This is a genomic window from Helicobacter sp. T3_23-1059 (assembly GCF_053654515.1).
This window is the reverse complement of record NZ_JBSIUV010000252.1, coordinates 1-377: the sequence shown is the minus strand read 5'-3', so window position 1 is coordinate 377 and position 377 is coordinate 1. Positions and strand designations below refer to the sequence as shown.

The 377-nt window shown below is 34.5% G+C and carries 1 pseudogene; it reads right to left on the bottom strand.

Going from position 1 to position 377, the window contains the following annotated elements:
• Positions 1-371 (bottom strand): annotated as a pseudogene (locus ACWIX0_RS14295) (hypothetical protein); the annotation flags it as partial.
• Positions 372-377 lie beyond the last annotated feature (6 nt).

Genomic DNA, 377 nt, shown 5'->3' with positions numbered 1-377 from the left:
TTAGATTCTGCGAATTTGTTAGATTCTGCGATTGGAGTAATAAAATCTAGTGTGTTTGAAAGTGATGGTGTGCTATTGTTTGGATATGGATTTGTTATGCTAAAAGTAGCAAAGCAGTCAATTAAGGCATTGGGGTGGAAGTTTAGATTGTTTGGATTTTGGTTTTTTTGATTGCTTGGGTAATTTATTTGATTGTTTAAGTGATTGTTGTTTGTGTGAGTGTGGTTGATTGAGCGATTATTAGCATAGTGGCTTTGGTTATTGTTGGTGTTAAAGTGATTGTTTGTGCTGTTTGCGTTAAAGGCATTGTTAGTATTAAACGCACTACTAGCGTTAAATTCACTAAAAGGGTGAGAGGATAGATTTTCAATATAGCC